This window comes from Photobacterium sp. SP02, assembly GCF_038519165.1.
Classification (GTDB): Bacteria; Pseudomonadota; Gammaproteobacteria; order Enterobacterales; family Vibrionaceae; genus Photobacterium; species Photobacterium halotolerans.
Genome location: NZ_JASJOJ010000022.1, coordinates 34,830 through 55,851 on the forward strand (window position 1 = coordinate 34,830; position 21,022 = coordinate 55,851).

Annotated in this window: 21 protein-coding genes; 7 read left to right on the forward strand and 14 right to left on the reverse strand. The window is 50.0% G+C overall.

Annotated elements, in window-relative coordinates:
- Positions 1-58: 58 nt before the first annotated feature.
- The 3 genes from P0Y67_RS11475 to P0Y67_RS11485 all read right to left on the reverse strand — a co-directional run bounded on the left by P0Y67_RS11475 (position 59) and on the right by P0Y67_RS11485 (position 3,114).
- A complete protein-coding gene (locus P0Y67_RS11475; RefSeq protein WP_342391967.1) occupies positions 59-1,930 on the reverse strand; it encodes an MFS transporter in 1,872 nt (623 codons plus the stop codon).
- 14 nt (positions 1,931-1,944) lie between these two features.
- Positions 1,945-2,541, reverse strand: coding sequence for a TetR/AcrR family transcriptional regulator (locus tag P0Y67_RS11480; protein ID WP_120511390.1), 597 nt, complete (start codon positions 2,539-2,541; stop codon positions 1,945-1,947).
- A gap of 165 nt (positions 2,542-2,706) precedes the next feature.
- Positions 2,707-3,114, reverse strand: coding sequence for an NINE protein (locus tag P0Y67_RS11485; RefSeq protein ID WP_027252841.1), 408 nt, complete (start codon positions 3,112-3,114; stop codon positions 2,707-2,709).
- A 286-nt stretch (positions 3,115-3,400) separates the two neighbouring features.
- Here P0Y67_RS11485 and P0Y67_RS11490 point away from each other — a divergent pair, with 286 nt between their 5' ends.
- Positions 3,401-4,258 carry a Tim44 domain-containing protein gene (locus P0Y67_RS11490; protein ID WP_342391968.1) on the forward strand — a complete coding sequence of 286 codons (858 nt, stop codon included), beginning with the start codon at positions 3,401-3,403 and terminating at the stop codon, positions 4,256-4,258.
- Between the two features lie 174 nt (positions 4,259-4,432).
- Positions 4,433-4,678, forward strand: a complete 246-nt coding sequence (locus P0Y67_RS11495; RefSeq protein ID WP_027252839.1) for a TIGR02647 family protein — start codon at positions 4,433-4,435, stop codon at positions 4,676-4,678.
- On the opposite strand, the gene P0Y67_RS11500 is transcribed toward P0Y67_RS11495, so the two are convergent.
- Positions 4,655-4,921, reverse strand: coding sequence for a YkgJ family cysteine cluster protein (locus P0Y67_RS11500; RefSeq protein WP_342391969.1), 267 nt, complete (start codon positions 4,919-4,921; stop codon positions 4,655-4,657). The two genes, P0Y67_RS11495 and P0Y67_RS11500, sit on opposite strands and share 24 nt — an antisense overlap.
- A 288-nt stretch (positions 4,922-5,209) precedes the next feature.
- Here P0Y67_RS11500 and P0Y67_RS11505 point away from each other — a divergent pair, with 288 nt between their 5' ends.
- Positions 5,210-5,644: a YcgN family cysteine cluster protein gene (locus tag P0Y67_RS11505; RefSeq protein ID WP_342391970.1), complete on the forward strand. Its 435-nt coding sequence runs from the start codon at positions 5,210-5,212 to the stop codon at positions 5,642-5,644.
- Positions 5,645-5,701: 57 nt separating this feature from the next.
- Here P0Y67_RS11505 and P0Y67_RS11510 read toward each other — a convergent pair whose 3' ends face one another.
- The 3 genes from P0Y67_RS11510 to P0Y67_RS11520 form a co-directional block, all read right to left on the reverse strand.
- The gene (locus tag P0Y67_RS11510; protein WP_342391971.1) at positions 5,702-6,169 is read right to left on the reverse strand and encodes an arsenate-mycothiol transferase ArsC; all 468 of its coding nucleotides are present in this window, start codon (positions 6,167-6,169) and stop codon (positions 5,702-5,704) included.
- 81 nt (positions 6,170-6,250) lie between these two features.
- Positions 6,251-7,210 (reverse strand): tRNA dihydrouridine(16) synthase DusC, encoded by a 960-nt coding sequence (dusC, locus tag P0Y67_RS11515; protein WP_342391972.1) that lies wholly within the window; start codon positions 7,208-7,210, stop codon positions 6,251-6,253.
- A gap of 83 nt (positions 7,211-7,293) precedes the next feature.
- Positions 7,294-7,995: an NAD-dependent epimerase/dehydratase family protein gene (locus P0Y67_RS11520; protein ID WP_342391973.1), complete on the reverse strand. Its 702-nt coding sequence runs from the start codon at positions 7,993-7,995 to the stop codon at positions 7,294-7,296.
- 134 nt (positions 7,996-8,129) lie between these two features.
- Here P0Y67_RS11520 and P0Y67_RS11525 point away from each other — a divergent pair, with 134 nt between their 5' ends.
- Positions 8,130-8,786 (forward strand): YecA family protein, encoded by a 657-nt coding sequence (locus P0Y67_RS11525; protein WP_342391974.1) that lies wholly within the window; start codon positions 8,130-8,132, stop codon positions 8,784-8,786.
- A gap of 33 nt (positions 8,787-8,819) precedes the next feature.
- On the opposite strand, the gene dsbB is transcribed toward P0Y67_RS11525, so the two are convergent.
- Positions 8,820-9,341: a disulfide bond formation protein DsbB gene (dsbB, locus tag P0Y67_RS11530; RefSeq protein ID WP_342391975.1), complete on the reverse strand. Its 522-nt coding sequence runs from the start codon at positions 9,339-9,341 to the stop codon at positions 8,820-8,822.
- Between the two features lie 112 nt (positions 9,342-9,453).
- Positions 9,454-11,043, reverse strand: coding sequence for a Na(+)/H(+) antiporter NhaB (gene nhaB / locus P0Y67_RS11535; protein WP_342391976.1), 1,590 nt, complete (start codon positions 11,041-11,043; stop codon positions 9,454-9,456).
- A gap of 444 nt (positions 11,044-11,487) precedes the next feature.
- On the opposite strand from nhaB, the gene fadR reads away from it, so the two are divergent.
- A complete protein-coding gene (fadR, locus tag P0Y67_RS11540) occupies positions 11,488-12,339 on the forward strand; it encodes a fatty acid metabolism transcriptional regulator FadR (RefSeq protein ID WP_027252831.1) in 852 nt (283 codons plus the stop codon).
- A gap of 71 nt (positions 12,340-12,410) precedes the next feature.
- Here fadR and P0Y67_RS11545 read toward each other — a convergent pair whose 3' ends face one another.
- From P0Y67_RS11545 to P0Y67_RS11555, 3 genes are all read right to left on the reverse strand, one after another.
- On the reverse strand, positions 12,411-13,943 hold the full coding sequence (locus P0Y67_RS11545) for a SpoVR family protein (protein WP_342391977.1): 1,533 nt from the start codon (positions 13,941-13,943) through the stop codon (positions 12,411-12,413).
- Positions 13,944-14,040: 97 nt separating this feature from the next.
- On the reverse strand, positions 14,041-15,312 hold the full coding sequence (locus tag P0Y67_RS11550; RefSeq protein ID WP_342391978.1) for a YeaH/YhbH family protein: 1,272 nt from the start codon (positions 15,310-15,312) through the stop codon (positions 14,041-14,043).
- Between the two features lie 30 nt (positions 15,313-15,342).
- The gene (locus tag P0Y67_RS11555; RefSeq protein ID WP_337114025.1) at positions 15,343-17,277 is read right to left on the reverse strand and encodes a PrkA family serine protein kinase; all 1,935 of its coding nucleotides are present in this window, start codon (positions 17,275-17,277) and stop codon (positions 15,343-15,345) included.
- Positions 17,278-17,829: 552 nt separating this feature from the next.
- On the opposite strand from P0Y67_RS11555, the gene P0Y67_RS11560 reads away from it, so the two are divergent.
- The gene (locus P0Y67_RS11560; protein ID WP_027252827.1) at positions 17,830-18,210 is read left to right on the forward strand and encodes a VOC family protein; all 381 of its coding nucleotides are present in this window, start codon (positions 17,830-17,832) and stop codon (positions 18,208-18,210) included.
- A 72-nt stretch (positions 18,211-18,282) separates the two neighbouring features.
- On the opposite strand, the gene P0Y67_RS11565 is transcribed toward P0Y67_RS11560, so the two are convergent.
- Positions 18,283-19,155 (reverse strand): D-hexose-6-phosphate mutarotase, encoded by an 873-nt coding sequence (locus P0Y67_RS11565; RefSeq protein WP_342391979.1) that lies wholly within the window; start codon positions 19,153-19,155, stop codon positions 18,283-18,285.
- Between the two features lie 120 nt (positions 19,156-19,275).
- Positions 19,276-20,271, reverse strand: a complete 996-nt coding sequence (gene gap, locus P0Y67_RS11570; RefSeq protein ID WP_027252825.1) for a type I glyceraldehyde-3-phosphate dehydrogenase — start codon at positions 20,269-20,271, stop codon at positions 19,276-19,278.
- A 345-nt stretch (positions 20,272-20,616) separates the two neighbouring features.
- Between gap and msrB the strand changes: the two genes are divergently transcribed.
- Positions 20,617-21,006: a peptide-methionine (R)-S-oxide reductase MsrB gene (msrB, locus tag P0Y67_RS11575; protein WP_337114021.1), complete on the forward strand. Its 390-nt coding sequence runs from the start codon at positions 20,617-20,619 to the stop codon at positions 21,004-21,006.
- Positions 21,007-21,022: the final 16 nt, after the last annotated feature.

Genomic DNA, 21,022 nt, shown 5'->3' on the forward strand with positions numbered 1-21,022 from the left:
TTAAAGCAGGATAAAAACGGAAAGCGCAAAACCACGCACTTTCCGTTTTGTCAGCGTATTAGCGAGATTCGCCTCGCAGGGCAATAACGGTTTCACGTAAAGCCGCGCTATTGGCCGATTGCGCATTAACCGGGGTCCCGGCAACAATAGTCACGCGCGACCAGAAACGTTTTGGCCATTTCAGCAAGGCTTTACCGCCTTCACGGCTGAAGTAGCTGCCCCACAGGCCTTGCAGCGCCATTGGAATGACAGGCGCAGGGGAGCGTTTCAGAATCAGGTCCACGCCCCGCATGAAAGGTCCGACTTCCCCGTCATGGGTGAGTTTGCCTTCAGGGAAGATACACACCAGTTCGCCTTGAGACAGATAGTATTCCACTTCCTCGAAAGCTTTTTGAATGGATCGCCTGTCTTTTGCGGCAATCGGTATGACTTTGCAGGCGCTGCAGAAGGTTTTAATCAGTGGCAGCTTGAAGATGTCCTCGTCCATGATGAAGCGGATCGGACGAGGACAGGCACCGGCCAGCAGCAGGGCATCCATATAGCTGACATGGTTGCAGACAATTAAAGCCCCGCCTTGTTTGGGGATGTTCTCCAACTGCTGGTGGCTTACCCGGTACAAGGTGTGACTGACAATCCAGATGAGAAATCGCCAAAAAAAATCGGGCGCCTGCAGATAGATATACCCCAGCACCAGCAGATTGAGAACCGCCAGGGAGAGGAAGAACTGCGGTATCGACAAAGACAGCACTGACAGGAAAACGATCGCTGTCACTGAGCTGACGACCATGAAAATGGCATTCCAGATATTGTTCGCAGCAATCACCTGCGCCCGCTCCGACGGCTCGGCGCGGTTTTGCATCATGGCATACAGTGGCACGATATAGATACCACCAGACACACCCAGCATGGTCAGTGAGAAGAACACCCGAATCAGATCCGGTTGGGTCAGAAAGGCCCACAGTGAGTCTGACACCGGCGTGATATCCGGGGTCGCGAACATCAGGTCTGCACCAAACAGCGTGATGCCGAGTGAGCCCAGCGGAACGATGCCCGGCTCGATGCGATGGCCAGACAGGCGGTCGCACAGCAGTGAGCCGATAGCAATACCGATGGAAAACAGGGTCAGCAGGACTGAAACCGAAGCGGCATTACCGCCAAGGTATAACTTGGCAAAGTTGGGAAACTGGGTCAGATAACTTGCCCCCAGAAACCAGAACCAGCTGATCCCCAGCACGCATTGCAACACCACTTTATCTTTCGCAGCAATAGACAGCGTTTTGCGGGTTTGTCTGATTGGCTGCCAGCGAAACCGCTGACCAGCCCCGCAGGGCTTGGCTGCAGGGATATAACGCGAGCTGGCATAGCCTAACACGGCGAACGACACCACAGCCACTGCCGCTATGGTTCTCGCTGCTTGCTGATCGGCAATGATCCCCGCAAGCAGGGTACCGATCAGTATGGCCAGGAATGTCCCTGTTTCAACCAACGCGTTGCCGGAAACCAGCTCTTCCTTTTTCAGGTGCTGTGGCAGTAAGGCATACTTGGCCGGGCCAAAGAAGGCAGATTGCGAGCCCATCAGAAACAGCAGCAGCAGTAAGGCGGTATAATTCTCTGCCACAAAAGCCACGGCTGCCATGGCCATGATGATGATTTCAGCCATTTTCACTTTTCGCATGATGCTGGCTTTGTCATAGGAATCTGCCAGCACACCGGCAGACGCCGAGAACAAAAAGAACGGTAAAATAAAGATACCGGCGGCCAGGTTGATAATGAAATCGGACTCAAAGGGCAAAGTGCCCGGCGCCGCAAAAGCGATCAGAATGAGCAGAACATTTTTATAAATGTTGTCGTTAAACGCACCCAGCGCCTGGGTAATAAAGTAAGGGAGAAAACGGCGTTGGGTCAGTAAAGCGGATTGTGAATGACTCATCTGGCTGGGCTCCTTCATACCTGCCAATTTTTCAGGTAAGTGTCCAGCAGGTTGTCGATCAGCGCTTTTCCGTCAACGGGCGTTGAGGTGAACAGCTTATCGTCAACGGTCAGCAGGGTAATGCCATGCACGCCAGCCCACAGGACGCGACTGGCTTCCATCACCGCGGTTTCGGATTGGTCGGGGATGAGCTGGCGGATAAGGCTTTCCAGCATGTTAATCATGTTGTTGATGCGTTCATTCTGCCACTCAGGCAGTTCCTCGCCATTCATGGTGTGCTGGAAAATCAGCTGCCAGCGGTAAGGATTATCCACCGCAAAATTGAGATAGCAGTAGGCAAGTTTGCGCAGTGCGTCAGTTGTAGACTCTGACTGCTGCAACTGTTTTTCAGCTTCCGCAAACAGTTCATCCATGGTTTGGGCTACAGCATGGAGTAACAGCAGGTTATAGTTGCCAAACACATTGACTAAGGTGCTGGGCACATAGCCAATCATTGCGGCGACTTTACGTAAGCTGAGTTCGTGATGGGGGTGCTCGCTGAGAAACTTTTTGACTTGCTCAAGTGTCATGCTGATGAGCTCTTCCCGCGTGTGATCGTTTCGTCTTGCCATGATCTTCCCTACATGGTGCGCTAAGCACAAATAAAAGGCCGGACAGTTTGCTGACTGCCTTAGCACAGGCTGGGTGTGCTATAAAAAGTATAGAATATAGAACAATGTTCAATATTCTATGGGCAACAAAACTTCCGGGTCAAGATTGTCTCTTATTTACCGGTATTATCGGCGTTCGGCATTTTTGACCGACACCTGCTCATTCAGGGTCCAGAAATCAATCAAAACACCAATCAGGAAAAAGCCAAACGTCAGTAAATACAAGAGTCCGCTGATCCATTTTCCCATATACATACGGTGCACGCCGAAGACACCCAGAAAAGTGAGCAGCAGCCAGGCAATGTTATAGTCCAGTTCACCACTTTGAAAACGAAGATCCGCTTCTTTGTCCATGCCGGGGATCAGGAACAGATCGATCAGCCAGCCAATGCCCAACAGACCCAGAGTGAAGAACCACAGCGTGCCGGTCACAGGTTTGCCGTAATAAAAGCGGTGGGCACCGGTAAAGCCAAAAATCCAAAGCAAATAACCTATCAGTTTACTGTGTGTGTTCTGATGCGTCGCTTCATGCATGGTGATTGCCTCACTGTATGCGAATTGAGATAAACAGGTCCTGCCTAATACTAGGTGGGATGTACACGAAGTAACAAGCCATTTCATTAGCTTAGCCGTAGAAGATCGCATAGTTGACAATGAAGTGATGTCAGCTTGATGCTGATAAGTGTAACGGTTTGCAGGGAGCATAACCGGCGAGCCTGCTAAATTTGGTAACAATTTGGCCGTCGGACCTGATTGACTTTACCATCCCCCCAGCTAGGATGCATAAGGATTGCATTTTATAGGCAAAGGTAAAGGATTGATGAAACGCTATATAACCATGTTCGCGTTACTGGTGGCTGTGTCTTTCACTGCTCCGCACGCAGAAGCGAAAAAGTTTGGCGGCAGTAAATCATTGGGCAAGAGCTATAAAACAGCTCCGGCGCAAAAACAGCAACCGCAGCAAACAGATACGATCAGTAAACAGAACCCAACGGCATCAGCCGGCAAAAAAGGCTTGATGGGCGGACTGCTGGGCGGATTACTTGCCGGTGGACTGCTGGCAGCATTCTTCGGTGGGGCTTTTGAAGGTATTCAGTTTATGGATATCCTGATTTTTGGCCTGATCGCTTTTCTGATCTTCAAGTTCCTCAAAGGCATGCGCAAAGCCAAGCCGACGGCAATGGGGCATCAGCAGGCGTATGCCGGCGACTCACCTCAGGCACAGCACCGTCAGCAAGCGGATGCATTTACCGGCGCGGCGACGGCACAGCCTGAGTATCGTGCAACTGACAGTGATGTACCGTTCAATCTGCCTCCTGGCTTTGATATGAATGCCTTTTTGCAAGGTGCACGTGAGCATTACCGCACACTGCAAGGTGCCTGGAATCACAATGAGCTGGAAACCATCCGTGAGTATGTCAGCCCGGCACTGTTTGAAGACTTAAAAGCAGAGCGTGACAAGCTGGATGGCGAGCAGCACACCGAGGTGATGTACGTTGATGCAGAGCTGGTTCGTGCTGATTACAATGCCAATACCGCTCACCTGAGCGTGAAGTTTGCAGGGCGCTACAAAGATAGCCATGAAGGGGTAGAAGAAGATATCTCTGATATCTGGCATTTGGAGCGTGATCTGAGCGTACCGAATGCGCCTTGGCTGATTGTCGGTATTCAAGCCTGACAGACAGGGTACAAAGACCCTTAGAAACTCAGCGTTTCATAAACCGCTTATCCCGAACAGGGGTAAGCGGTTTTCTTTTTTTTCAGATAATTACTGTTGTTTTGATCTAAACCGCAGCGATTTTAGGTTTCTCTCACTATGCTTGGAGATAAGTTCTTAAGAGGAGAGGTCGCTATGCCCCTGACACCAGAGTTAGTACAAGAATTGAATCTGCTGGTTAAGTTCCCGATGCACAGTGATATGGAGGGGATCAAGGTTAATCATGAAGCGAGTTCTGAGATGATCTCTGCTGCACAGCGTTTGTATGATAAAGGGCTCGTCACTCAGCCCGATGGCGGCTATCTGACCAGTTCGGGCCATCAGGCATTAGAGCATGCCAAATCAGCCTTGCGAATATTATCCGGCAAAGTGAACGTCTGAGATCTGCTCCAGCTCTGTCAGGTTGAACAGCGCCTGCTGATTGGTGGTGCTGCAGAGATCCGGACAGGGTTTGAAGTGATGGCATACTGCCGGTCTTTCCGGCTTGCCAAAAAGCTTGCACAGATTATTGTCGTTTAGCTGAATACAGCGCACCCCGGCAGGTTTGCCATCAGGCATACCCGGAATGGGGGAAGAAATACTCGGGGCAATACAACAGGCTCCGCAGCCTAAACGACAATCCATTCCAACCTTCTATACTTATCTGGCAGTCTTATTCAACAGTGACGCTTCGTGTACACGTCCGTGAACACGTTCGTGATTCCGGCCAGTATCACTGGCCGCTCACGCTGGTGGCGCAAACTATCACCCATAGTATCGGGAATCAAGCTTTGCGGCTGTTGTATACCTGCCTGAGAGAGGGAAATCCGGACTGAGGCTTGCACTTTGCCGGGCAGACAGCTATAACACCGCCTTGTTTCCTCTTATCCCTACAATAAGAGGGCGAATAACGCATGATATTGGGGCACAGTGATGGCAGCATTTTGGCAAGAGAAAGACCTGACAGCAATGACAGATACAGAGTGGGAATCGCTGTGTGACGGCTGCGGTAAGTGTTGCCTGCATAAACTCATCGACGATGACACCGATGAGATTTATTACACCAATGTTGCCTGCAGTTTGCTCGATGACCAAACCTGTTCATGTAAAGACTATGCCAATCGGTTTGAGTCGGGAGAAGAGTGCCTCAAGCTTACCCGTGAGCGCATTGATGAGTTCAGCTGGCTGCCGGACACCTGTGCCTATCGCCTGCTGGCCGAAGGTCAGTCCTTGCCTGAGTGGCACCCGCTAATTACCGGCTCCAAAGACGCCATGCATGCGGCAAATCAGTCGGTCCGCAATACAGTCGTGTATGAAATTGATGTGATTGACTGGGAAGATCATATCCTGAATCACCCCAATCGCTAGTGTCCGCTGCCCGCAGCTTGAAGCCGGCTTAGCTGGCTGAAATGAGATTCGGGCGCACTACAAGGCAATTTGGCTGAGCTTTGTCTTTATCTCTTCCGCACTGAGACTGTCTATCGCTAGTGTGCTCAGTGTATCGATGTGATGTTTCAGCAGCAGTACGGTTTGCTCACAGGCTTTTTCCTGCTCATTAGGGTCTTGGCTGAGCGTCAAGGGATTGGGTAAATCCCAGCTCACCCGTATGCCGTCTGCCAGCCAGTCGGGACAAGGTTCGCCATGCTGGCTATCGCCGACAGAAATCACAATATCAGGATGGAACCGTGAAAACTCTTCCCACGACTTGCTTCGGTAATCGGCCGGATTCAGGCCCATTGCGCTGAGGTAAGTCTGCATTATCGCAGGCAGCTCACCTTCAGGGTCGGAGCCTGCACTGGCGATGTGAAAATGAGCAGGTAAAAAACGTTTGGCGACAGCTTCCGCCAGGATACTTCGGCAAGTATTGTGACGGCTGATAAACAACACTTTCATTGTAAGTCCCACTTATTCAAGGCTCTTGATGTTTCAAGCCTAAGTGTTGTTTATGACGTTTTTGTGTCAGTTACGCCGCAACTAGCTGGCTTGCCGTAACAATTGCGCTTTTGCAGATTGCAGCACTTCGACAATAGGGTCGGCCTTATTATGGCGGCGGACATCGGCAAACAGGGCTTTGGCTTGCGGGTATTCGTGGCGAAGGTAAGCAAACCACTGTTTGACACGGTTTGGGTAATACAGGCCTTTATCCCCTTTGATCTCGTAACCGGAATATTTCAGCAGCAGATCCAGCACCGTCTCCCATCCCATGTGGGGGTGATTATATTTAACCACATTGCCCAGGTTAGGCAGGTTGAGCGCACCGCGACACACCATCAGAGCATCGGCCTGCGTGGTCTCCATACACTCTTGTCCGTCGGCATAGTTCCAGACTTCACCGTTCGCTACGATTGAAAGCTGTGCTGTCTGTTTTACCTGGCGTATGTAATCCCACTTTATCGCCTCAGCTTTATAGCCATCGGTTTTGGTGCGGGCATGAATGGTGATTTCATCTGCTTTGGCCTGCGAAACCGCATCGGTGATCTCAAAGCAGCGACCCGGATCATCCCAGCCTAAACGGACTTTGGCCGAGACAGGCACTCGCGGGTCAACCGCATCGCGGACGGCCTTGACAATCTGATACATCAGCTCGGGTTCTTGCAGCAATACCGCGCCTCCCCGGCTTTTATTGACTGACTTCGCCGGGCAGCCAAAATTGATATCAATACCGGGAGAACCCAGCGAAGCCGCGAGATGGGCGTTTTCGGCCATCCAGTCCGGATCTTGCCCGAGTAACTGAACACGAACAGGTGTGCCAGACAGGGTTTTTCCACCTTGCAGTAATTCCGGGCACAGACGATAGAAGACACTTTTGGGCAGGCGCTGGTCGATCACGCGGACAAATTCAGTCACGCACAGATCGTAGTCATTGATTTCAGTGAGCATTTCCCGCATCAGGTGGTCAAGCACACCTTCCATCGGGCCAAGTATCAGTCTCATAGCCTCAGATTACTGCTGTTCAAATAAAGAGGCGAGATTGTAGTGTGGTTAGGCGGGCTTGTCACCTTTTGCTCAGTTGTCTGTCAGGCCTGAGGGCGTTGGGTATCTGCAGCGTGTCGTCTTAGTGCATTGCCGCTGTGAATTTCTGCAGCGGTGGGCGGTAGCTCTAACGCCTTGATTGCCAGATTCAGCATGGTCAGGGCAACGTCCTCGGCCGGAATGGGGACCAGGTGTGAAAGCGGGCCGATGAGCAAAGGCTGCGCGAGTTCCAGACCCTTTTGCAGCAGCACTTCATCTTGCCGTGACTCCGAGCGCTCACCGCTCAGCGGCCCCGGACGCACGAAAATGCAGTGGCTGAAGCCCATGTCACTCAGTGCCTGCTCCATTTTCGCTTTGCAACGCAGATAAAAAGAAGGGGAGTAGGGCGTGGCGCCCAGACTGGAGATGACAACCAGGTGTTGTACGCCCAGCTGTAACATACTGCGCGCCACTGATTTGACCAGCTCGACATCCACGGCTTCAAGTCCGGCTTTGCTGCCGGCAGACTTTTTGGTGGTGCCCAGGCAAATAAAGCCAAGCTCAGGGACGGGATCGCTATCTTCCCATTCTGTGATACGTAATTCAGGATGCACTATCTGCACCAGGTTTTTACTGCGATACGGCAATGCGACACGGGTCAGGGCGTATACCTTTTCCATGGTGCCGTTACCGAGCAGCAGGTGCAGAAGCTCGTTGCCCACCAGGCCGGTAGCTCCTGCAATAATAGCGCTGACCTCTCTTTGCATCTTTGTTATCCACAGCTGTTAGCGTTAAGGCCATTTTTGCGCTGTTTTGAGTGAAATTTCAACAACAAATCGTCACATTTGCGGCCTTTTCCGTTTGCGTTATACTCGCCGGTAACAACAAACAGGAAAACATCATGACCACATTGATCACGCTCTCTGATGACTGGGCAGGCATGCCGCCGGCCTTTATTGAAGGCGCCTTACTTGCTGCAAATGCTAACCCAGCTGCAATGGAGCCGGATAACTGGTTGCCCGCGCTGGTTAACGGCGGCCTGACAGAAGATGAGCCAGTGACCATCAGCCAGCAAGACAGGGCCAGCATACTGGCCCATTTTGAGCACCAATACCTGGCCATTAAATCGGGCGAATACAGCCTTCCTGTGGATCTGCAGTGGCAGGAAGCGCAGGGGGTATCAGAGGCCATGGGGCATTTTGCCGAAGGCTTTCTGGCCGTTTGGCCGCATGTGGCAGTGCACTGGGAAAATAAAACCATTTCCGATGGCACCGGCAGAATGCTGTCGGCCTTGTTGACGACCTGCATGTTGATTCTTGATGAGGCCGGTACGCTGACTCAAATGGCAGATGACGGCGTCGGTGGTATGCCAGAACCCAGTGCATTGTATGCCAATCTGCCTTTTATGATTTCAGAGGTAGTGATGGCCGCTGATGAGTTGCAGCAGGGTGGCAGCTCAGCGCAGTCGATCAACCCTTATAAAGGGGTTGGCCGCAATGACCCTTGTCCGTGCGGCAGCGGGAAAAAGTTTAAGCAGTGTTGTGGCCGAAATCAGTGACAGAAAACAGGAGGCATAGCGCCTCCTGTGTTGTCAGTATCGGCTTGAGGTGGATTTAACAAACTGAGATAGCACGATGACAGCCCAGACAATCAGGTTAGCCGCGAAAATGATGACCAGCCATTGCGGCATGGATTGTCCCAGAAATTGCCATACCACTTTACTGCAATCGCCGTACGCTTCGAATAGCCAGGGCGCCCATTGATTCAGTGGCGCCCAGTCAGGCAGTTTGACAAACAGATCGCAGGTGGCAAATGGGGAGGGATTAAACTGATAGCCGACATGTTCTTGCGCCAGAGACAGACCACGCCAGGCGCTGTATCCCCATAACGCCAGACCGGACCAGCGAACAACACTCACCTCAGGCGCGATCAGGCCAACCAGAGCCGCAATACCAATCCCAAACATCGCAATGCGCTCATAGATACACATGACACAGGGCGCCAGATTCATCGCGTGCTGGAAAAACAGGGCACAGCCTTCGAAGAAGACGGCGAAAAGTAACAACAGTAGCCACGACAGACGGCGTTGGCTGAAGGTTTTTAACATCTGCATGAAATTCTCTCGGTCAGATACAGCGAAGGGGTTGTAAACGCAAAAGTCGACAACCCCTTCTTACTCAGTGCTTTGCTTAAGCTATGACAACCTAGAGAACCAGAAATTCCCGTTAGTGTCCAGTTACCGGTGCCAATTGTGGAATGGCTTCGCTGGCGGCGGACAACCAACCGTTTTGATAGAACCACTCCGTCATAGGGAGCAGCGTCAGCTCAATACCTGCAAGGCCAACCAGCGACAGGACCAGTGTATATGGCAGTGCCATATAGACCATGCGTCCGTATGACAGTCGGATCAGCGGTGCCAATGCCGATGTCAGTGCAAACAGGAAAGCAGCCTGACCGTTTGGTGTTGCAACCGATGGCAGGTTGGTGCCTGTGTTGATGGCCACGGCCAGCATGTCGAAGCGTTCGCGGTCAATCATGCCGTCGATCAGCGCTGATTTCACTTCATTGATATAGACAGTACCGACAAAAACGTTATCCGACACCATGGATAACAGTCCGTTGGCAATGTAGAACATCCCCATTTGCGCGCTGCCATCCATTTCCAGTACGGCGGTAATAATAGGGCTGAACAGTTTTTGTTCAATGATCACTGCCACGACTGAGAAGAAAACCGCCAGCAGAGCAGTAAATGGCAGAGCTTCTTCAAAGGCTTTACCCAGAGAGTGCTCTTCAATGATACCGGTAAACGCGGTAGCCAGGATGATCACGGTCAGACCAATCAGGCCGACAGCAGCCAAATGCAGGGCCAGACCGGCAATCAGCCAGACGGCTATGATGACTTGAACCCAGAGTTTAGCGATATCCAGATTGGTACGACGCTTACGTTCTTCGTTATCGTAGTCGATCAGAATGTTGCGTACGTTTTCAGGAAGCTTGGCGCCGTAGCCGCACAAACCAAACTTTTCGACCAGAGCACAAGTGATAAGGCCGCAAAAGAAAACCGGCACGGTCACAGGCGCCATGCGCAGGAAGAATTCGCCAAACTGCCAGCCCGCCTGATTGGCAATGATCAGGTTTTGCGGTTCGCCGACCATAGTCATGACGCCACCCAGTGCGGTACCCACGCCCGCATGCATCAGCAGGCTGCGCAGGAAGGCCCGGTAGTTTTCCAGATCGTCGCGGCTCAGCTCCTGAATGGCATGATCGGAAGTGTGGTCGTGAGACGCGTGTGGCTCCTGACCGGAGGCGACTTTATGGTAGATGCTGTAGAAACCTGTGGTCACACTGATCACAACGGCTATCACAGTCAGGGCATCCAAAAATGCCGACAGAAAGGCTGCCATGACACAGAAAGACAGTGACAGCAGAATTTTTGAGCGGATGCCTATCAATATCTTGGTGAAAATGAACAGCAGCAGTTGCTTCATAAAGTAAATGCCCGCCACCATGAAGATAAGCAGCAGCAAGACTTCAATATTGGCGACCAGTTCATGCTTGACCAGTTCAGGCGTCGTCATGCCGATGGCGACAGCCTCAATGGCCAGCAGACCACCGGGCTGGAGCGGGTAGCATTTCAGTGCCATTGCCAGAGTGAAGATAAACTCAACAACCAGTAGCCAGCCAGCGACAAAAGGGTCGATGAAGAAAAAAACGATGGGGTTGATCACCAAGAAGGCAATGATCGTGAGTTTATACCAGTCGGGCGCTTTACCCAGAAAATTCTTAATAAACGCGTTCCCTAGCGTGATAGCCATTTTTTTGATCTCTGTGTTATTTATGGGCGTCACCAAAACAACAGGCGTACCTCAGCCCTGGCTCAGAATGTTTCCGAGTCATTGAAAGTCCTGAGATTTTGATGACAAATCGCTTCCTTTCCGGGGAATTGTCATTGCTGACTCCCCTTATTACGGGTCGCAATTTTAACCGATTGTATGAATTGTTTGTTAAGGTGTTAATATTTCGTAACACAAAAATAGGGCGTAATTCCAAACCGTGGACTACGACTTAGGGATTGTATCAGAAATAATTATAAATATATCTGCCAGAACAATAAGTTGGGATGAGGGTTTGATTGCAGGATATTGCACCTTTGTTAACTTACTTCAAAACTCCCGGAGGCAAGGTTTCTACTCAGCGATAACTAGTGGTATGATGAGTTTATAAAAGATAAGCAAGAAGCAAGTTTGGAATACTAACTGATGGTTATAAAGGCTGATAGCCCAGCAACATTTGCTGAGAAATACATCATTGAGAGTATCTGGAATAATCACTTTCCGCAGGGCTCAATCTTACCTGCAGAGCGTGAATTATCAGAGCTGATTGGTGTGACACGTACAACTTTACGGGAAGTGCTGCAGCGTTTGGCACGTGATGGATGGTTGACCATTCAGCACGGTAAGCCGACCCGGGTAAATAATTATATGGATACTTCAGGACTGAGCATCCTGGATACCCTTATTACACTGGATGGCCAGGATGTTCAGCGCGTTCTGGAAGATCTGCTGGCTGCCCGTACCGATATCAGCACCGTTTACATGCGCTATGCGGTGAAATCTAACAGCGAAAAAGTCAGCCAGTTGCTGGATTATGTTATCCATTCCTGTGAATCTCTCCTGGCTGCGAGCAGCTTCGAGTCTTTCGTGGAAAGCTGTGAGGCAAAGCCTGAGCTGCTACTGGAAGTCAGAAAAATTGTGGATAAATACGGTAAGGAACAGCCGGAGCTGTGTGAGCAGATTTGCCGTGCCCGTGCCTTCAATTATTTTGATTACCGCATGTTCCAGGGAATGGCTACCCACTCAGGTAACATTCTGTATGTACTGACGATTAATGGTCTGCGTAAGATTTACACCCGAGTGGGTGGATATTACTTCATGAACCGTGAAGCGTGTGAACTGGCGTTGGCATATTATCGCGATCTGAAGTCGTACTGTGATAATCATCAGTCAGAGCTGGTAGCAGATCGTATTCGAAAATACGGTCGCGACAGTGGAGCTATCTGGTACAGTCACCGTATCGAAATTGCACGTTATCTGCACGAAGAAGAGCAGTAATCGGCTTTTCACCTCAATGTGAATGAAAAAGAGAGGCGTAATGCCTCTCTTTTTTTGCGCAAGATTTTAATTCAGAGCTCTGACGAGTAGCTGCTGCTTCTGTTAGGGCAGGTCGACAGAATATGGCTTCTGCCGTCACTCAGTTCTTCTTCGAGAATGACATCAAACCCCCACAGACGGTGTAGATGTTTCAGCACCTCGTTATAACTGTCTGACAAAGGTATCCGGTTATGCGGCACGTACCTCAGCGTGAGTGACCTGTCACCACGCAATGCCACGTTCCATACCTGCAAGTTCGGCTCGTTGTTACTCAGATTGTACTGTGACGACAGTTTTTCCCGAATGGCTCTATACCCTTCTTCATTGTGAATAGCATTGACTTCCACATAGTTGTTTCTGTCATCGTCATCCACGGCAAAGAATTTAAAATCACGGATCAGTTTGGGTGATAAAAACTGGCTGATGAAACTTTCGTCTTTAAAGTTCTCCATCGCAAAATGCACAGTATCCAGCCAGTCTTTACCGGCAATATCAGGAAACCAGTATTTATCTTCCTCGGTGGGGTGTTCACAGATCCGGCGTATGTCCTGGAACATGGCAAACCCGAGGGCATAAGGGTTGATGCCGCTGTAGTACGGACTGTTGTAGGTTGGCTGTGCAATCACATTGGTGTGACTGTGCAGAAACTCAAGCATAAAGCGATCAGTCACCAGCCCTTCATCATAGAGGTGGTTCAGAATGGTGTAGTGCCAGAACGTCGCCCAGCCTTCATTCATGACCTGGGTCTGTTTCTGCGGATAAAAATATTGGCTGATCTTGCGCACAATCCGCACAATTTCTCTCTGCCAGGGCTCAAGGAGCGGGGCATGTTTTTCAATGAAGTACAGAATGTTCTCCTGGGGATCGGCAGGAAAACGGATTTCTTCGTCATGGAAATCCTTTTCCGCTTGCGCGGGAATCGTGCGCCACAGAGCATTCACTTGCGTTTGCAGGTAGTCTTCCCGTGCTTTCTGACGGGCGGTTTCTTCAACCAGCGAGATTTTTTGCGGCCGCTTGTAGCGATCGACGCCATAGTTCATCAGTGCATGGCAGGAGTCGAGTAATTTTTCGACCTCCACATCACCGTATTTTTCCTCGCATTCAGAGATGTATTTCTTAGCAAACAGCAGGTAATCAATAATTGAGCTGGCATCCGTCCAGGTTTTGAACAGGTAGTTGCCTTTAAAGAATGAATTATGGCCGTAGCTGGCATGGGCCATGACCAGGGCCTGCATGGTGATAGTGTTCTCTTCCATCAGGTAGGCGATACAGGGATCTGAGTTGATCACTATTTCATACGCCAGTCCCATCTGGCCATGCTTGTAGCCACGCTCGGTTTCAATAAAGCGCTTTCCGAATGACCAGTGATTGTAGTTAATTGGCATGCCGATGCTGGAATAGGCATCCATCATTTGTTCGGCAGTAATGATCTCTATTTGGTTGGGGTAGGCGTCTAACCGGTAATGGTTGGCCACCCGCTTGATTTCCATGTGGTATTGATCAAGCAGTTCAAATGTCCAGTCTGGACCATCACTGAGTGCCTTTTGTTTGATCTCTGTTTCCATAACCCACTCCCCTGATGCGCGTCGGCCAATAATCAGCGCTGTCCCTTAAGTGTAGATTGCAGATGGGCGAGTTTTTAAGTCGCCCTGCGCCTTAGGATTAATGGACTTGTTTTTTGAACAGTTCTCGGAATACCGGGAAGATGTCTTCTACGCTGCGAATGTTCTGCATGGCAAAGTTTTCATGGTTGCCCAGCAGGGACTCATATTCACGCCACAGCGTCTGATGAGCCCGGCGGGTGATCTCAATGTATGAGTAATAACGCGAAACCGGCAGAATATGCTTGTCGAGCAACTCACGGCAGCCAGGGGAATCATCCGCCCAGTTGTCGCCATCTGAAGCCTGCGCGGCATAGATGTTCCATTCTGAAGGGGAGTACCGCTTCTTAATGATTTCATCCATCAGCCGCAATGCGCTGGATACTATGGTGCCCCCGGTTTCCTGGGAATAGAAAAACTCGTGTTCGTCCACTTCCTTGGCTTGTGTATGGTGGCGAATAAAGACCACCTCCACATTTTTATAGGTGCGTGTCAGGAACAGGTAAAGCAGGATATAGAAGCGTTTCGCCATATCCTTGGTGGCCTGATCCATGGAACCTGATACGTCCATCAGACAAAACATCACTGCCTGGCTACTGGGCATAGGGCGACGTTCGTAGTTTTTGTATCTCAGGTCAAAGGTATCGATAAATGGCACTTTGCTGATGCGATCGCGCAGTGTCTGGATTTCTTCTTTCACACGCTGCTCATCAAACGGCTGTGCCGGTTCTGTGTTTTGTAGTCTGTCGAGTTCAAGTTCCAGCTCTCGTAACTGGCGACGTTTTGCTGCCGTCATCGCGGTACGACGGGCGAGTGAATTCCGCAGGGACCGGACAATGGCGATATTGGCCGGCACCCCGGTAGATTTAAACCCTGAGCGGAAGGTTTTCCACTCAACCAGTTTGTTGAACTGATTTTTCTTCAGATTCGGGAGTTCAAGATCTTCAAACAACAGATCCAGATACTCGTCTTTGGAGATTTGAAAGACAAAGTCATCCTGTCCCTCGCCATCAGGGCTGGCCTGGCCTTCGCCGGCACCACCGGAACCGGCTCCCCCCTGGGGCCGCTCGATGCGGTCGCCAGGGCTGAACTGATCGTTACCAGGGTGGACGATTTCTCGCTGCCCACCTCGTCCCTGATGGAACGAGGGTTCACGTATGTCGCGGGAAGGGATAGTAATGCTTTCTCCGCTTTCCACGTCAGTGATGGAGCGTTTATTGACGGCATCCGCAATAGAATCTTTGATCTGTTGCTTGTGCCGACGTAAAAAACGCTGCCGGTTCACTGTGCTCTTATTTTTGCCGTTGAGCCTGCGGTCGATAAAGTGCGCCATAAGCCCTCCCCCTTGATCATCATCCATCAATTACGATGATTTACGTACGCGCAGATACCATTCAGACAACAGACGTACTTGCTTGCGGGTATAGCCTTTTTCCATCATACGGGCGACAAAATCGTCGTGCTTCTTCTGCTCCTCCGTAGAGGTTTTGGCATTGAACGAGATAACCGGCAGCAGCTCTTCGGTATTGGAGAACATTTTCTTCTCAATAACCGTGCGCAGTTTCTCGTAGCTGGTCCAGTTTGGATTTTTACCGGCATTGCTGGCACGTGCACGCAATACAAAGTTAACGATCTCGTTACGGAAGTCTTTCGGATTACTGATACCGGCAGGCTTCTCGATTTTCTCAAGCTCGTTGTTCAATGCAGCGCGGTCGAACAGTTGACCTGTCTCCGGATCGCGATATTCCTGATCCTGAATCCAGAAGTCCGCATAACTGACATAGCGGTCGAAAATGTTCTGGCCGTACTCAGAATAGGACTCCAGATAAGCGGTCTGAATTTCCTTGCCGATGAATTCGACATATTTGGGAATCAGATAGCCTTTCAGGTGCTCCAGGTATTTCTCGGCATTTTCCTGCGGGAACTGTTCACGTTCGATCTGCTGTTCCAGAACATAGAACAGATGAACCGGGTTCGCGGCGACTTCAGAATGATCGAAGTTGAACACCCGGGACAGGATTTTGAACGCGAAGCGGGTCGACAGGCCGGACATGCCTTCATCCACACCGGCGTAATCGCGGTATTCCTGATAAGACTTGGCCTTTGGATCCGTGTCTTTGAGGGTTTCACCGTCATACACCCGCATTTTTGAGTACATGCTTGAGTTCTCCGGCTCTTTCAGGCGCGACAGCACTGAGAAGCGGGCCAGGATATCCAGCGTACTCGGAGAACATGGCGAGTTAGCCAGTTCACTGTTCATCAGCAGTTTTTCGTAAATCTTGATTTCTTCCGATACACGCAGGCAATAAGGCACTTTGACTATGTAAACACGGTCGAGAAACGCCTCGTTATTTTTGTTGTTTCGGAATGTCTGCCATTCTGATTCGTTGGAGTGAGCCAGAATAATGCCATCGAAAGGCAGGGCGGACAGACCTTCTGTACCGTTATAGTTGCCTTCCTGGGTGGCGGTCAGCAATGGGTGCAGCACTTTCAGCGGTGCTTTGAACATCTCCACGAATTCCATCATACCCTGATTGGCTTTACACAGCGCACCGGAGTAGCTGTAAGCATCCGGGTCGTCCTGGGCAAAATGCTCAAGCTGACGGATATCCACTTTACCCACCAGGGACGAAATATCCTGATTGTTCTCATCACCAGGTTCTGTTTTCGCGATACCCACCTGATGCAGAATGGATGGACGCACTTTTACCACTTTGAATTTGGTGATATCACCACCGAATTCTTTCAAACGTTTCGCTGCCCATGGCGACATGATGTTATTCAGATAGCGATGAGGGATGCCAAATTCTTTATTCAGAATTTCGCCGTCTTCAAGCGGGTCGAACAGGCAGAATGGGTGATCATTTACCGGACTGCGTTCACCGTTAGCAGTCAGCACATAAATGGGCACTTTTTGCATCAGACTTTTTAATTTTTCAGCCAGTGAGGATTTACCGCCACCTACCGGACCCAGCAGATAGAGGATTTGTTTACGTTCTTCCAGGCCCTGAGCGGCATGTTTCAGGTAAGAAACAATCTGTTCAATGGCCTCTTCCATGCCATAGAAGTCTTCAAACGTTGGATAGCGCGACATGACACGGTTGGAAAAGATCCGGCTCAGACGCGGGTCTTTCGCGGTATCTACCATTTCCGGTTCACCAATGGCCATCAGAAGACGTTCTGCGGCGTTTACGTAAGCACTGCGATCGTTACGGCAAATCTCAAGGAATTCTTGCAATGAAAGCTCTTCATCCTTGGCTTCTTCATAGCGATGACGATAGTGGTCAAAAATACTCATGGTATGCCCCCTGAATCGTTCTTCAATCATTTAGAAAGGACGAAATCAATAATCTTTCACATCCCTCATAACTAAGACTAGACCTAACTAATTAATTTGCTTTAGTGAGTGGTTGGTTTTGCTGAAAAATTTAGCTGACACATCAAACTAGGGTGGGCAAAAAACAACCTATCCATAGAGGTACTATCCTCCTATCAACAGGGATCTGCAAGCCATCTTGTTCAAAAAAACGCCACTTCAATTGGGCCGGGATCCAGCCTGAAGCGGCGTTATTTCAGGGAAGTGAGTTGAAGCGGGCAAACGGTAGGAACTGGTGTGAAATCTGGTATCGGCTGTGCGGGTTGGCGTTAAATGATGCGGGTAATGGGAAAGTCAGCGGAAGATGGTTTTTTTAGGGGTAGGCACCGAAGGCAGTCAGCTATCTGCCATGTCTCAGCATTGGGAAACCGGTTCAGAGTCGGAGTACGCCATCAAACGGTGTGCTTATTTTTTGAGCTAAATCAACAGCTCTGATTTAAGCTAGAAAAGTGTAGCTTGAGGGGGAGGAGATACATGCCGATTTCGCGGGTTGATACTGTGTCGATTCCTGTATCGGACCAAAGCCAGGCTCTTTTATTTTACCGAGATGCACTGGGATTTGAGCTGATCAGGGATCACAAGGCAGATAGCCATAAACGTTGGATACAGCTGGCACCTAAGGGCGCAGAGACGACCATTAGTCTGGTAATGCCATTTGGGGGAATGCGGGCAGGTTCTGTCCAGGGGTTGGTGGTACATACTGACGATATTACCTCGACATACGATGAGCTCACCAACCGGGGTGTCAGTCTGTCAGAGATTGTGACCTTAATGGGAGGGCGTTTCGCGACTTTCAATGATCCGGATGGTAACGGCTGGGTGCTGATTGAAGCGGACATTACCATGCAGGCCTGAGATCAGAGCAGGCCTGAGATCAGAGGCTGAATCAGCGGGCAAATCAGGCTCAGGTTTTCCTGAGCCTGGCAGTTACTCGGCGCCGATTTCTGTGCTGAGATGGTGCGATTGGCCGGGTTCCAGCACAATACCCTGACCCGCTAGCGCTGATTCCACACACAGCATAGTGGTGTAACCCTCCGGTGTCATGTCAGCCATGCCTGCCGCACCTGACTGCCATGGGTTCCAGACCACGGCGCTGTCATGGCCATGGTTATGCATGCGCAGACGGCGAAACAGAGCAGGATCATCCAGATAAATCGTGTCTTCAGCCCGGCTGTAAACTCTGTCGACGGCGTCATCGAATTGTAAGATACCATTGGTCGGAAGCCGCTGCTGATCGGCCAGACCGTCGAGGTATTCATTACCCAACCCGGACAACTTCGTTTGCATTATGTCTCCAACGGCCAGATAGGTATGAAGCGCGCCGGACATACGCCAGGGGCGCTGGTCGGTATTGGTGCTGGTCAGCTGGACTTTGAGGGTTTTATCGAACTCAAAGTGGAGCCGGTTGTGGAAGCGGTAGGGCCAAATAGCCCGCGACGTGGGGGAGTCATGCAGGGTGAGCGTGACAGTGACATGGCTTTTCTGATCGTTGAAACTTTCCAGCTCCCATACACTGGAACGCGCAAAACCGTGCGATGGACTGGCCACTTTACCGAACCATGGCCAGCAAACTGGAATGCCGCCACGAATAGCTGACTTCCCCGAGAAGTCGGCGGCTTCACTCATCCAAATCAGATCTTTGTGTCCCCGAGGCTGGAAACTGAGCAGATGACCACCAAATAATGAGATCGCTGCCTGGCATTCAGGGTGAAGAATTCGAATGATATCCACACCATCAAGACGGCACAGGCTGATATGTTCTGAAAGCACTGTTGAGGTCGGGAGTTGACGTAAGTCCATAGTGATTCCTTTAAAAGCCAATGAAGGAGCGGGCGACACTTCTGCCCGTCGAGACTCTATCCGGGATGACAGATAGCAAAAAGGCGGCCATCAGCCGCCTTTTCAATCATCGTCTAAGTATTACTTAGAGATGTGAGCAACCAGATCCAGTACTTTATTAGAGTAACCGATCTCGTTGTCATACCAGGAAACAACCTTAACGAAAGTATCGGTCAGAGCGATACCTGCGTCAGCGTCGAATACAGAAGTACGTACTTCACCGATGAAGTCCTGAGAAACAACGGCATCTTCTGTGTAACCCAGTACGCCAGACATCTCAGCTTCAGAAGCACGCTTCATTTCAGCTTTGATTTCTTCGTAAGTAGCAGGTTTTTCCAGGTTAACAGTCAGGTCAACAACAGAAACGTCTGCAGTTGGAACGCGGAATGCCATACCAGTCAGTTTGCCGTTCAGCTCAGGAATCACTTTACCTACAGCTTTAGCAGCACCTGTTGAAGATGGGATGATGTTCTGAGAAGCACCACGGCCACCGCGCCAGTCTTTCGCAGAAGGACCGTCAACCGTTTTCTGAGTCGCAGTTGTTGCGTGAACAGTCGTCATCAGACCGTCTTTGATGCCCCACTTGTCGTTCAGAACCTTAGCGATAGGTGCCAGACAGTTAGTAGTACAAGACGCGTTAGAAACGATTTCCTGACCCTGGTAAGTTTCGTGGTTCACACCCATTACGAACATAGGAGTGTCGTCTTTAGACGGACCAGTCAGAACCACTTTCTTCGCACCGGCTTCGATGTGCTTACGTGCAGTCTCGTCAGTCAGGAAGATACCCGTTGCTTCTGCAACAACATCAACACCGATTGCACCCCAGTTCAGACTTGCTGGATCGCGTTCAGCGGTAACACGTACAGTCTTGCCGTTAACGATCAGGTTACCGTCTTTAACTTCAACTGTGCCTTTGAAACGGCCGTGAGTTGAATCGTACTTCAGCATGTAAGCCATGTACTCGACGTCGATCAGGTCGTTGATACCGACAACTTCAATATCATCACGTTCTACAGAAGCACGGAAAACGAAACGACCGATGCGGCCAAAACCGTTAATACCTACTTTGATAGTCATTATGTTGCTCCACAACTTAATTTCTAATGAAAGATAACTGGTAGTAAAATTACATAATCTAACGCTGGTCTGCAAGCAAAAACAGACCTCAAATTGTCTTTAATCAAAAAAGTTTCGGATTTTTATTACAATCCTGGCCGAAAGATGAATAGTTCACCTATAAATGCTGGCAAAGTAATCAACGATGTAGCTCAGTTTTAATTCAGTACCCGAAATACAGGGGAATATGCTTAAATGCACTGATTCGATGTAAAAACCTTTCGAGAAAAAGTATGTGCCATATATGCAAAAATTGGCAAATTTTAAGTCGTACGGGTTTGGAAAACTGTGTTTACAGGCAGGTAAATGGCTTTTAAAACAAATTCTTACTGGAAAGAACTGTTATCAGATGAACAATATTATGTCTGTCGGGAAGGCGGCACAGAAGCCCCGTTCTCAGGCACGTTATTGCATAATAAGAAAACAGGAATATATCACTGCACTTGTTGTCAAATTGCCTTATTTCATTCTGAGCAAAAATACGATTCGGGATGTGGCTGGCCGAGTTTTGATGCACCTGTTCATTCTGATTCAATTCGATATTTAAGCGATACCAGTCATGGGATGAAGCGAACGGAAATTCGCTGTGCTGAGTGTGACAGCCATTTAGGGCATGTATTTGATGACGGGCCGGTTTCTACCGGGCAGCGGTACTGCGTCAATTCGGTCTCACTGCAATTTAGTGAAGTGGAGTAACGGCAGTGCTGCCCGT

Coding starts and splice junctions, on each gene's coding strand:
- P0Y67_RS11475 (WP_342391967.1), bottom strand. CDS start 1,930: ATGAGTCATTCACAATCCGCTTTACTGACCCAACGCCGTTTTCTCCCT.
- P0Y67_RS11480 (WP_120511390.1), bottom strand. CDS start 2,541: ATGGCAAGACGAAACGATCACACGCGGGAAGAGCTCATCAGCATGACA.
- P0Y67_RS11485 (WP_027252841.1), bottom strand. CDS start 3,114: ATGCATGAAGCGACGCATCAGAACACACACAGTAAACTGATAGGTTAT.
- P0Y67_RS11490 (WP_342391968.1), top strand. CDS start 3,401: ATGAAACGCTATATAACCATGTTCGCGTTACTGGTGGCTGTGTCTTTC.
- P0Y67_RS11495 (WP_027252839.1), top strand. CDS start 4,433: ATGCCCCTGACACCAGAGTTAGTACAAGAATTGAATCTGCTGGTTAAG.
- P0Y67_RS11500 (WP_342391969.1), bottom strand. CDS start 4,921: ATGGATTGTCGTTTAGGCTGCGGAGCCTGTTGTATTGCCCCGAGTATT.
- P0Y67_RS11505 (WP_342391970.1), top strand. CDS start 5,210: ATGGCAGCATTTTGGCAAGAGAAAGACCTGACAGCAATGACAGATACA.
- P0Y67_RS11510 (WP_342391971.1), bottom strand. CDS start 6,169: ATGAAAGTGTTGTTTATCAGCCGTCACAATACTTGCCGAAGTATCCTG.
- dusC (WP_342391972.1), bottom strand. CDS start 7,210: ATGAGACTGATACTTGGCCCGATGGAAGGTGTGCTTGACCACCTGATG.
- P0Y67_RS11520 (WP_342391973.1), bottom strand. CDS start 7,995: ATGCAAAGAGAGGTCAGCGCTATTATTGCAGGAGCTACCGGCCTGGTG.
- P0Y67_RS11525 (WP_342391974.1), top strand. CDS start 8,130: ATGACCACATTGATCACGCTCTCTGATGACTGGGCAGGCATGCCGCCG.
- dsbB (WP_342391975.1), bottom strand. CDS start 9,341: ATGCAGATGTTAAAAACCTTCAGCCAACGCCGTCTGTCGTGGCTACTG.
- nhaB (WP_342391976.1), bottom strand. CDS start 11,043: ATGGCTATCACGCTAGGGAACGCGTTTATTAAGAATTTTCTGGGTAAA.
- fadR (WP_027252831.1), top strand. CDS start 11,488: ATGGTTATAAAGGCTGATAGCCCAGCAACATTTGCTGAGAAATACATC.
- P0Y67_RS11545 (WP_342391977.1), bottom strand. CDS start 13,943: ATGGAAACAGAGATCAAACAAAAGGCACTCAGTGATGGTCCAGACTGG.
- P0Y67_RS11550 (WP_342391978.1), bottom strand. CDS start 15,312: ATGGCGCACTTTATCGACCGCAGGCTCAACGGCAAAAATAAGAGCACA.
- P0Y67_RS11555 (WP_337114025.1), bottom strand. CDS start 17,277: ATGAGTATTTTTGACCACTATCGTCATCGCTATGAAGAAGCCAAGGAT.
- P0Y67_RS11560 (WP_027252827.1), top strand. CDS start 17,830: ATGCCGATTTCGCGGGTTGATACTGTGTCGATTCCTGTATCGGACCAA.
- P0Y67_RS11565 (WP_342391979.1), bottom strand. CDS start 19,155: ATGGACTTACGTCAACTCCCGACCTCAACAGTGCTTTCAGAACATATC.
- gap (WP_027252825.1), bottom strand. CDS start 20,271: ATGACTATCAAAGTAGGTATTAACGGTTTTGGCCGCATCGGTCGTTTC.
- msrB (WP_337114021.1), top strand. CDS start 20,617: ATGGCTTTTAAAACAAATTCTTACTGGAAAGAACTGTTATCAGATGAA.